We start from the raw sequence: 10695 nt of genomic DNA, 5'->3' as shown, positions 1-10695 counted from the left end.
TGGCGCTCAAATCGTTCTGCTTATGCTGCACTTGAAGAACCCATCCAGTTAGCTATAGAGGTGACATCAACTAATTGGGAAGATGACTACATTGATAAATTGGATGAATATCAACGCTTAGGTATTACAGAATATTGGATTGTAGATTATTTGGCAATTGGGCTAAGAGAGTATCTAGGAAATCCAAAAGTTCCGGCTGTATTTGTTTTTCTCTTAGATGCTGAGGGTAAATACCAACGCACACAGTTTAGAGATACAGAACGAATTGTGTCACGAACTTTTCCGGAATTGGCGCTGACAGCAGAGCAAATATTAACAGCTTAATTTAGCAATCCTAAATCATTCGTGAACAACAAGATCCCCGACATCTTGGAGAAGTCGGGGATCTGAGCCTAACGATTTTCACAAATCAAATAGGATTGCTATAGTTGATAAAAGCGATAGTTTAATTAAGCTTAATTAAAATGTTTTAAAATGGTTGATTTTTTTGCTATTTACAGTTCTCTAATTGTCTCTATGGTATTGGGGGCGCTAGTAGGATTATCGCTCTACTTACCCCTAATGACAGGACAGTTGTCTTTAGCTAGTCCGGGATTTTATGCTTTAGGTGGGTATATTGCAGCGATTTTATCCACACAAGTTTTTATATCTAGCAGTAGTTTGTTTCCTATTCCACTGTTGTTATTGGAGATGTTAATTGCTGGTGTAATTTGTGGTTTATTGGGTGTAGTAGTGGGCATTCCGGCGTTAAGGTTGCGAGGAATTTATTTAGCGATCGCTACTATCGCTTTTGTGGAAGTTCTGCGCGTCATCTCCCTCAATTTGGATATTACAGGTGGTGCTGTCGGGATTTTTGGTATTCCTCAACCTTTCCAAACACAAATTGAATATTTGTGGATTGCTTTACCTTTATTATTAATTAGTATGGTGCTACTTTATCGTTTAGAACGCATCCGCGTTGGAAGGGCTTTTATCGCCATCCGCGAAGATGAATTAGCTGCGAGTGCAATGGGAATTGATCCCACTTATTACAAAGTTTTGGCGTTTACATTAGGGGCTATGCTTGCAGGGGTTGTAGGTGCAGTTAGCGCCCACTTCCTCAATACTTGGAATGCTCGTCAAGGTACTTTTGATGCCAGTATTATATATTTAACTTTTGTCTTGATTGGCGGTTCGAGAACTTTTTTAGGGCCGGTAGTCGGAGGTATGGTATTTACAGCTTTACCAGAGATTCTGCGAAGTATAGCTGATACTGGTGGTTTACCTAATTGGCTAGCACAGTTTTTGCGAGATGGGAGATTAATTATTTTTGGCTTATTAATAGTAATAGGTACAATCTTTTTCCCCCAAGGGCTAATTACTCCAGATATTTTTTCAAGGCGCAAAATCATGAAAAAACGAACCGCCAAGGACGCAAAGGGCGCAAAGTAATAAGGGTTTTAGAGAGTTATTGCGTTTTATATTCATAATAATATGCAAAAATGTCATACAGTATTCCAACATCTAACAATGGTATTGTCTTAGAAGTAAGAGCATTGACTCGCCGCTTTGGTGGTCTAGTGGCGGTAAATAATGTATCTTTTAGTGTAAATAAATATGAGATATTTGGACTGATTGGCCCTAATGGTGCTGGCAAAACAACACTGTTTAATTTGATTACTGCCTTCATTCCACCTTCTAGCGGTAAATTAATCTATCAAGGTGCAGAAATTTCCCAACAGCGTCCTCATCAAATTGCTGCTTTAGGTATCGCCCGTACCTTCCAAAATATCAGGTTGTTTGGGGAATTATCGGCATTGGAAAATGTGATAATTGCCCGACATTTACACACTAAAAGTAATATGATCACAGGAGTTTTGGGATTACCACCAGCGCCTAGTGAAGAATTTAAAACTAAGCAGAAAGCTTTAGATTTATTGGATTTGGTAGGATTAAACGATCGCGCTGACGAAAAAGCTAAAAACTTTGCCTATGGTGATCAACGTCGCTTGGAAATTGCCCGCGCTTTAGCATTAAAACCGCAAATATTACTTCTTGATGAACCAGCTGCGGGGATGAACCCTAATGAAAAACAGCAACTTAGTGCATTTATTCGCAGTCTCCGCAATGACTTCCATTTGACAATTATCTTGATCGAACACCATGTACCATTAGTTATGGGTTTGTGCGATCGCATTGCTGTATTAGATTTTGGTCAATTGATTGCATTGGGTAAACCATCTGTAGTCAGAAATGACCCAGCTGTAATTGAAGCTTATTTGGGAAATGATTGAATTTATGTAGACATAATACTCACAAATTCTTCTAAAGAACTCACAGCGATACCTCCGGTAAGCTCCGCTAACGCGCTATCCATTAAATTTTCTAATTCTTCCACACTTTTACCCTCAAGTTTCGTTTCTAACTCGTGGGGAATTTCACCAAAACGTCTTCGCAATACCCGTATTAACTGCTGTCGTACACCTTGCTGAAGACCTTGTTGTACACCTTGCTGAAGACCACGTTGCTCACCTTCAGCAAGAATTTCCTGATACCAAGGCGATTCTCGTAATACTGCCATATCCCACCTCATGATTTGTTGTACTAAGGGCGTGTCTAACACAAAGCTAGCAAAAAATGCCAGCAATGATTCTAACTGGTTCAACTGTGCATCTGCTCGTAGCAGCTGTAAAGCGCGTCGCACAACTGATGCTTCTCCTCCTCCTCGCAAGATTGGCACAAAGGGTAATAACGATGGTAATGGTTGCCCAAACACTATCTCAGCATCGATTTCTCACAAATTAATCACGCGATAATCTTGGATGGCGCGTAATCCCAAAAATTCCTGCTCGTAACTATTGACAATAGTTAAGGTGGATGGGGGCGGCAAGATGTTAATAAGTACTGGGTAAGTTGGCAGTCGGTAGCGCTCTTGTGCTAGTGCTGCATAAGCTCTCATGCGTAGAGGCATATGTGCCGTATAACGCAACTGTAGTTCGTTGAGTACGAGAAAATCTCCGTGGGTAGCACTGTATGCCTTCACTAACACATCTGTTTCGCGGCTAATCCACTGAAACTCTGAGCCGAGAATTTCCTTAGCCACCACTTCGGGACGCTGTGTTACCCATTGTACCCATGCATCGGGAGCTAAACTAATCAGTCGCTTACTACTTATATCTGCTGCTTTTGCCACAGGATGCTTAATATGCTGATCAGAATTAATAATACACTACAAGAATTGCAGTATTTCGTTGCTACTTTCTTTTTTGTTGCGGTGTCTACGACGGACTACGCCTATATTGATGTATGTTAAATTGTGAATCAGCATTCAACATTTCTGGATGTAAACCGCCGATGAACGCCGATAGTAAAGCAAACTATACAATTTTAGAACTTCAAGAACTTGATGTAAATTATGGCGGTATCCAAGCTCTGAAAAAGATTAATTTAATTATTCAAAAAGGCGAGGTAGTTACTCTAATTGGTGCTAATGGTGCTGGTAAAACTACAACACTCCGCGCCATATCTAAAATAGTTAATCCTAAGAGTGGCGTGATTATCTATAATGGACATAATATTACCCGCCGCCAAGCTCACGAGGTTGTACAACTTGGTATCGCCCATTGTCCTGAAGGACGCAGAGTATTAGCGCGGCAAACAGTATTTGATAATTTACTTTTGGGTGCTTATATTCGCTCTAATCAAGCTGAGATAAAAGCAGATATTCAGCGCCAATTTGAGCTATTTCCCCGCTTGTCACAAAGACGCAATCAATTAGCAGGAACCCTTAGCGGTGGTGAACAACAAATGTTAGCGATCGCTCGGGCTATAATGAGTAAACCACAACTGTTACTTTTAGACGAGCCTAGCTTAGGTTTAGCACCTGCGATCGTCCGGGAAATCTTCTCAATTATTCAAAATCTCCGTGCTACAGGAGTAACTATTCTATTAGTTGAACAAAACGCTAACCTGGCTCTACAAATTGCCGATCGCGGTTATGTTTTAGAAGCTGGTTCTATCACTTTAACAGGCGCAGCGTCAGAATTAATTAGTGATGAGCGAGTTAAAAAAGCTTATTTAGGGTAATTAATTAAATTAAAACTTGGAAGGTACAACCAGATGGTAAAATCACCAACTAAACCCCTAACTTTAGAAGAGTTTCTGAAACTACCAGAAACCAAACCAGCTAATGAATACATTAACGGTCAAATTATTCAAAAACCAATGCCTCAAGGAAAACATAGTATTCTTCAGGGTGAACTAGTCACTAATATCAATTCTGTAGCCAAACCTCAAAGAGTTGCCCTGGCTTTCCCCGAATTGCGCTGTACTTTTGGTGGGCGTTCAATTGTGCCTGATGTAGCTGTGTTTGCTTGGGAACGGATTCCTATAGATGAACGTGGAGATATGGCAAATGTTTTTAAGGCACATCCAGATTGGACGATTGAGATTCTTTCGCCAGATCAAAGCCAGACTAAAGTAACCGGAAATATTTTGCATTGTTTAAAGCATGGTAGTCGCTTCGGTTGGTTGATTGATCCAGATGAGCGTTCTGTTTTAGTCTATCCACCAAAGCAGCAACCAGAACTTTTCCAAGAATCACAAGAAATATTACCAGTTCCAGATTTAGTCAGTGAGCTTCAGTTAACTGTAGGGCAACTATTTGGATGGTTGAAGTTATAAACAATTGTATAAATTCATATCTAGCTTTGGGAATACTAAAGGTAGTGATTTACTGAAGCAAGATAATGGATTTCGTTAATTTAAGAAAAACAGGTAACAGTTGGGAATTTGCGACTGAAGCTGATTTAGAAGATTTTGTTTGGGCGAATTTAAAGCAACTTCTCGGATTAATTCCGCTCAAGCGACAATATTATGTCAAAGGTCAAATTTGCGACATTTTAGCCTTGAATGAGAAGAAACAGCTAGTAGTGCTGGAATTAAAAAACGGTGAAGACAGATATATTATTCAGCAACTAACTCGATATTATGACGCTTTACAGTAAATAAAACCTTTACAAGACGAAATAGACTATCAGCAACCTATTAAGTTAATGGCAATTAAGCCTAATTTTCATCGAGATAATTTTATAGATAAAAAATATCATCATTTATCTATTGATTTTTTTGAATTTACTGTTTTAGCAGATGAGTTTAACTATTATTTACAGATAAAAGATTTAGACAATGAAAAAATTTCAAAAATAGAAATTCCTATTTATCAACATTTTAAAGATAGAAACAGAATAGCTAGAAAACTTAATAACTCTGAACCTTTAACATATGAAGAAAGAAAATTATTTGAGATTGATGTAAATAATTTTCCTGTTAATTACGGTGGTGAAAGACCTAATACATATAAATTTGATCACTATGATTCTCTAAATGGATTAGTTGATTTAGCTTTAGAAAAATGGCGACAAAGGCTGTAGCCAAAGTCTCACTATTACAATCTTAAACATTTCAGTAGATTACTATAGTCGATATTGCTTTAGATAGTTGGCTTAAAAAGCTTTAGTAAAAGCTACATTGACAGCACTTATAACTTTTCCTGATCATTGGTATTATTAAATATTATTACGATTTTTGTCATATATTAATATTTGCAGCCCTCCTTGCAGATATCTATATTTGTTTAGCGGCGAATTCTATTCACCAGAATAATTAAACCCATGAGTCAAATAGTCTGGATAGCAAGACACGCCAACCGCCTCGACTTCGTAAACCCCGATTGGTTTCTCACCGCCGAACGACGCTACGATCCACCTTTGTCTGATGATGGTATGGTGCAGGCACAACAATTAGCTAAACGATTGAAACGAGAAAATATTGGTCATATTTTCGCCTCCCCTTTCCTGCGAACCGTACAAACGGCAAATGCAGTGGCAGAAGTTATGGATTTACCAATCAAATTGGAAACAGGCTTAAGTGAATGGCTAAATCCAGCTTGGATGACGGAAGAACCCGAAAGACTCTCAACTCCAGCATTAGCAAAGTTATTTCCCAGGATTGACATTGGCTACACTCCATGCGTCGCCGCCAAATACCCTGAAACTCACGAAAAAGTGCGAGAACGTTCCGGGCAAACTGCTAGATGTTTAGCTACTGAGTTCTTCCCTCACGATATCCTACTAGTAGCACATGGTGCATCTGTGTTGGGGGGAGCAATGGGACTAGTGGGGGAAATTGCCAAAACAGAAGTTAAGGCTTCTTTATGTTCGCTGGTAAAAGTCGTGCGCGAAGACCCAAAATGGTTGTTAGAACTAAAGGGAGATACTTCCCATTTAACCCATATAGAGGAAGTTATTCGCTTTGCTTGAATCTCTGACAGAGATTTGCAATTATGGCTTTGGCTACGTTAGGTATATCCTACTAAAAAGTAATTAATCCGCGAATAAGTTCTATGACTTTATTACTTGCAGGAGACATCGGCGGTACGAAAACTATTCTGCGATTGGTTGAAACATCAGATTCACCAAGTTCAGATACTATTTATCAAGAAAGTTTCCACAGTGGCGATTTTCCCGATTTAGTACCTATAGTGCAGCAGTTTTTGATTAAAGCTAACACACAGATACCACAAAAGGCTTGTTTTGCGATCGCTGGGCCAGTGGTACAAAATACTGCCAAGCTGACCAATTTGGCTTGGTTTCTGGATACCGAACGTCTAGAACAAGAATTAGGTATCTCACACATTTCCTTGATTAACGACTTTGCTGCCGTTGGCTATGGCATTTTAGGTTTACATAAACAAGACTTACTGACGTTGCAAGTTGGCAAATCTCAACCCGAAGCCCCCGTTGCGATTATTGGCGCTGGAACTGGCTTAGGACAAGGATTTTTAATTAAGCAGGGACACCACTATCAAGTCTTTCCCTCAGAAGGTGGACACGCTGACTTTGCTCCCCGAAACGAGTTAGAGTTTCAGTTGTTGAGATACCTGTTAGATAAACATGATATCCAGCGCGTTTCTGTGGAACGGGTAGTTTCTGGACTGGGAATTGTCGCAATTTATCAATTTTTGCGCGATCGCAAAATTGCTACCGAATCACCAGAAATCGCCCAAGTTATCAGAACTTGGGAACAAGAGGCAGGACAAGAAGAGAAAAGCGTCGATCCCGGTGCTGCCATTGGTACAGCTGCACTACAAAAACGCGATCGCCTTTCAGAACAAACCTTGCAATTATTTATAGACGCTTATGGTGCAGAAGCCGGAAATCTTGCCCTCAAACTCCTACCTTACGGCGGCTTATACGTGGCTGGTGGAATTGCCCCCAAAATTCTGCCCTTAATCCAAAACAGTGGTTTCTTGTTAAGTTTCACCCAAAAAGGCAGGATGCGCCCCCTCCTCGAAGAGATCCCCGTGTATATTATCCTCAACCCACAAGTTGGACTAATTGGTGCTGCTTTATGTGCTGCTAGGTTATAACAACTAGCATCATCAGTGATATCAGCATCTCAAAATGCAAAAAATATGACAATCAAAAGTCTGTTGGCATTAATCGCCGTTACTTTTGTCTGTAGTGGATCTATTTTGGTGGAGGCACGTCAACCCAAACCTTCAGCATCTGTTGCCAAACCAACCGTTTCTCAACCCGTGCAGCCACGATGGAAGTTATTCACGCCTCCAGATAAGCGCTTTACTATTTTGATGCCGGGAAGCCCTAACAGAGCTACCCAATACCAAAAAACTTACATGGGGGAAATTACCTTAAAAATATTTGTCGCTCAACCACCAAAGCAGGAGGTAGCATACATAGTTACTTACAATGACTTTCCTTATAGTTATGGAGAAATGGCTGATCCTCAAGCTGTACTTAATAATGCACAAGATATGGCTCTAAAGACTACGAAAAGTAATTTAATTAGTCAAAGAAATATTCGTAGTTCAAATAATCATCCTGGCAAAGAAATTGAGTATATCAATTCTGGAGGTAAAATCACTAGAAGTAGAATGTATGTTGCCGAAGGAAGACTATATCAAGTAACGGCAATAACCACCAAAAAACAACAGAAGACATTAGCTAAAACCATTACTGGGTATTTAAATTCCTTCCATGTAGTTTTGAAAAAATGAGATAACTAAAACCTCTACGAGATTAGCCTTGGAATCAATTGCAAGGCTAATACAGGACTCATATTTGATTTTTGAAATATGCGTAGGGTGCGTTACATTCCATTAACGCACCTCATTTCTGCTTGAGGGTTTGCCTACTATCACTAGGTCTTTTGCCAATCATGCAGGACATAGATAGAGGTCAGCTATACTGAAGGAAGATAGACTATAGCCTTTCAAGAATAATGCTCCAAGAACTTGAAGCCATAGAAGCCATATTTGACGGCACAGCACTTCAACCCGAAGTTCCCTTAAACTTTTAGCGCCGCTGACCTCTAAGCTATAATTAGTGGGCATACAAGTTTGCTCTTAGTATGTGGAGTACCTGATGAACACCCGCCTAGAAGTTGAGTCAGCAATCAAGCAATTACCAGAGGATGAAGTTCGCAATCTGGGAAAATGGCTTCAAGAATATCTTGATGAGATGTGGGATCTGCAAATCAAAGCAGACTTGGCATCAGGAAAATTAGATCGTCTCATTGCTCAAGCAGAAGAGGACATTGCCGCAAACAACGTGAGGGATCTGGATGAAGTCCTTTGGGACGGCTGACTTTTGGAAAGCGTATGGCGAATTGTCACCTGAGATGCAAGAGCAAGCGCGGAAAGCTTATCAACTTTGGCAGGAAAATTCACTTCATCCTTCGTTGCATTTCAAAAAAGTTGGTAAAAACCTTTGGTCTGCCCGTGTTAGTAGTGGGTATCGAGCATTAGCTTTGAAAAAGGGCGACGATTATTATTGGATTTGGATCGGTGATCACGATGAATATGAGAGGTTTTTGAATTAGCTCGTTGCGACAAGCTAGCTAACAACACAGTGGAGCGGACAGAATAGAGTCTTTTTGCTCCGTTTCGGTATTACTTGCCGCACAACTTTGACGTTAGCCCTCAATCTTTCGACAGAGGCGTAGTGAGAGATCATCTTTGGGTCGTGATTATCCAGGTGAGCGGCAATGCGATCGCTCTATTGATTTCTAAGGTAGTATGGAGGACTTTCTATTGCAACTAATATGAGCCGATGCTACCAGATTTGCTATCAGGCATAATTGCTTCCTGAAGATTTACGCCACTGAGGTTAGCTCCCTTAAGGTCGGCTCCTCTCAGGTTGGCTCCTCTCAGGTTGGCCCCTGCCAAATTCGCTCCTCTGAGATTAGCCCAACTCAAATTAGCTTGACTCAAGTCAGCCTCACTTAGGTTAGCCTGGAGCAGGTAAGCACCACTTAAATGAGCCTTGTTCAGATTAGCTTTGTGTAGCTCAGTTTTGTAAAGATAAGCTCCCAACATCTCCGCCTGGTACAAACTTGCCTCGCTAAGGTCGGCAGCAATCAAGTTGGCTTCAATGAGGTTGGCAAAGCTGAGGTTAGTCCTAATCAGCTTCGCTCCACCCAAATCAGCATCTTTCAAGTTCGCACCTCTTAAGTCAGTCCCAATTAGATTAGCAGATGCGATCGCAGCACCTCTAAGATCCGCCTCACTCAAGTCAGATCCAATCAGATTGGCATAACTCAAATCTGCCTGTGTAAGTATAGCACCACTCAAGTTAGCAACACTGATATTAGCCCCGCTCAGATTAGCCTCAGCAAGGAAGGCTTTGTAGAGGTTAGCACTACTGAGGTCAGCACCACTAAGATTTGTTCGCACAAGTAAAGCATTACTCAAATCCACCCTGCTCAAGTTTACCCCCTGGAGGTTTGCGCCTCTGAGGTTGTCTCCTTGCAGATTCGCGGCGCTGAGGTCTGGTTCAATCTGAGGATTTTTCTTTCTCCACTCAATCCATGTGACTGCACCTGCTTTGAGTAAAGCTAGATGCTCTCGATTTGCCATTATTCTCTCCTTTACTCCTGACGCCCACCCAGAGGATTTACCCGACCTGCGACACTTTCAATGGCCGCTAACGCTCCCGCCGCACCTGCTAAGATATCTTGTTCTTGTCCACCTAAGTAAAGCCGTCCAAAGCTACCTACAGCTTGAACCTCAAGAATATTAATCGACGCTGCTTTCTCCGCTTCATTCGCCGCTAGTGCAGCGTAAGCAGCAGGCTCTACTTCTAATACATACAGCGTTTGCCCTGCTAGGAGTAGCTGTCCTCGTCGCGTGCGATTAATAAGTTGTGTTTGGTAAGCATCGACGTTACGGATAATCTGGCTAGAAACGACACGCGGTTTGAGACATTCCTCTCTTCGGACTCCCAATGCCGCCAAAATGGCTTGACCAGCAGCTCGCGTTTCGCCTTGGGAGCTAGAATGTACTTCCAATAGTCCGTACAGTCGTTCGACTACCTGTACTCCCGGACGGACAGAAGCAGCTTTTAGAGCTATATCCGTAATCTTATTAATTTCGATACCAGGAGAGATTTCAATCCACAGTGATGTATCCCCTGGTAATGGTAAGAAGCCTTGGGCTACTGTTCCCATATATGCTGCGTGTTGGGGTTGCAGATTGTCGAGAAATACGAAACTGCGTAGTTCTATTCCCAAAATTTTGCTCTCCAGTCATAAGGTTAAAAGTTATCTATTACAAAATGTCAGCTACTAACTTGCAGCATTTTAGCCACAAGTCAAGGATAAAAAAACACCAAATAGGAAAATTTTGCCGTTGATAAA

General features: G+C 41.1%; 14 protein-coding genes and 1 pseudogene. 12 read left to right on the top strand and 3 right to left on the bottom strand.

All coding sequences use genetic code 11. The features are described from left to right. The 3 genes from ACEW80_RS22635 to ACEW80_RS22625 form a co-directional block, all read left to right on the top strand. Window positions 1-324, top strand: a 324-nt coding sequence (locus ACEW80_RS22635; protein WP_373528751.1) for a Uma2 family endonuclease, incomplete at its 5' end; no start/stop codon positions are given. 150 nt (window positions 325-474) lie between these two features. Beyond that, window positions 475-1431, top strand: coding sequence for a branched-chain amino acid ABC transporter permease (locus tag ACEW80_RS22630; RefSeq protein WP_373528750.1), 957 nt, complete (start codon window positions 475-477; stop codon window positions 1429-1431). A gap of 50 nt (window positions 1432-1481) precedes the next feature. Beyond that, window positions 1482-2273 carry an ABC transporter ATP-binding protein gene (locus ACEW80_RS22625; protein ID WP_373528749.1) on the top strand — a complete coding sequence of 264 codons (792 nt, stop codon included), beginning with the start codon at window positions 1482-1484 and terminating at the stop codon, window positions 2271-2273. 2 nt (window positions 2274-2275) lie between these two features. On the opposite strand, the pseudogene ACEW80_RS22620 reads toward ACEW80_RS22625, so the two are convergent. Continuing rightward, window positions 2276-3172, bottom strand: a pseudogene (locus ACEW80_RS22620) (Rpn family recombination-promoting nuclease/putative transposase). Between the two features lie 161 nt (window positions 3173-3333). On the opposite strand from ACEW80_RS22620, the gene ACEW80_RS22615 reads away from it, so the two are divergent. The 9 genes from ACEW80_RS22615 to ACEW80_RS22575 all read left to right on the top strand — a co-directional run bounded on the left by ACEW80_RS22615 (window position 3334) and on the right by ACEW80_RS22575 (window position 8880). Then, window positions 3334-4065, top strand: a complete 732-nt coding sequence (locus tag ACEW80_RS22615; protein ID WP_373528748.1) for an ABC transporter ATP-binding protein — start codon at window positions 3334-3336, stop codon at window positions 4063-4065. Between the two features lie 33 nt (window positions 4066-4098). Next, window positions 4099-4662: a Uma2 family endonuclease gene (locus ACEW80_RS22610; RefSeq protein WP_373528747.1), complete on the top strand. Its 564-nt coding sequence runs from the start codon at window positions 4099-4101 to the stop codon at window positions 4660-4662. Between the two features lie 65 nt (window positions 4663-4727). Next, on the top strand, window positions 4728-4985 hold the full coding sequence (locus ACEW80_RS22605; protein WP_373528746.1) for an endonuclease NucS domain-containing protein: 258 nt from the start codon (window positions 4728-4730) through the stop codon (window positions 4983-4985). A gap of 48 nt (window positions 4986-5033) precedes the next feature. Continuing rightward, window positions 5034-5411, top strand: coding sequence for a hypothetical protein (locus ACEW80_RS22600; RefSeq protein WP_373528745.1), 378 nt, complete (start codon window positions 5034-5036; stop codon window positions 5409-5411). A gap of 240 nt (window positions 5412-5651) precedes the next feature. Further along, window positions 5652-6299: a histidine phosphatase family protein gene (locus ACEW80_RS22595; protein WP_373528744.1), complete on the top strand. Its 648-nt coding sequence runs from the start codon at window positions 5652-5654 to the stop codon at window positions 6297-6299. An 83-nt stretch (window positions 6300-6382) separates the two neighbouring features. Next, window positions 6383-7408, top strand: coding sequence for a glucokinase (locus ACEW80_RS22590; RefSeq protein WP_373528743.1), 1026 nt, complete (start codon window positions 6383-6385; stop codon window positions 7406-7408). A 45-nt stretch (window positions 7409-7453) separates the two neighbouring features. Next, window positions 7454-8056 (top strand): hypothetical protein, encoded by a 603-nt coding sequence (locus ACEW80_RS22585; protein ID WP_373528742.1) that lies wholly within the window; start codon window positions 7454-7456, stop codon window positions 8054-8056. Between the two features lie 367 nt (window positions 8057-8423). Then, on the top strand, window positions 8424-8645 hold the full coding sequence (locus ACEW80_RS22580) for a hypothetical protein (RefSeq protein WP_373528741.1): 222 nt from the start codon (window positions 8424-8426) through the stop codon (window positions 8643-8645). Next, window positions 8623-8880, top strand: a complete 258-nt coding sequence (locus tag ACEW80_RS22575; protein ID WP_373528740.1) for a hypothetical protein — start codon at window positions 8623-8625, stop codon at window positions 8878-8880. Before ACEW80_RS22580 ends, ACEW80_RS22575 begins: the two co-directional genes overlap by 23 nt. 217 nt (window positions 8881-9097) lie before the next feature. Here ACEW80_RS22575 and ACEW80_RS22570 read toward each other — a convergent pair whose 3' ends face one another. Together ACEW80_RS22570 and ACEW80_RS22565 are read right to left on the bottom strand one after the other, a co-directional pair. Continuing rightward, window positions 9098-9916, bottom strand: a complete 819-nt coding sequence (locus ACEW80_RS22570; protein ID WP_373528739.1) for a pentapeptide repeat-containing protein — start codon at window positions 9914-9916, stop codon at window positions 9098-9100. Between the two features lie 11 nt (window positions 9917-9927). After that, complete coding sequence (locus ACEW80_RS22565) at window positions 9928-10569, bottom strand: hypothetical protein (protein ID WP_373528738.1); 642 nt, start codon at window positions 10567-10569, stop codon at window positions 9928-9930. Window positions 10570-10695 lie beyond the last annotated feature (126 nt).

The sequence above is a fragment of the Nostoc sp. genome, assembly GCF_041747015.1.
Lineage (GTDB): Bacteria > Cyanobacteriota > Cyanobacteriia > Cyanobacteriales > Nostocaceae > Nostoc.
This window is presented reverse-complemented; position numbering and strand designations above follow the sequence as displayed.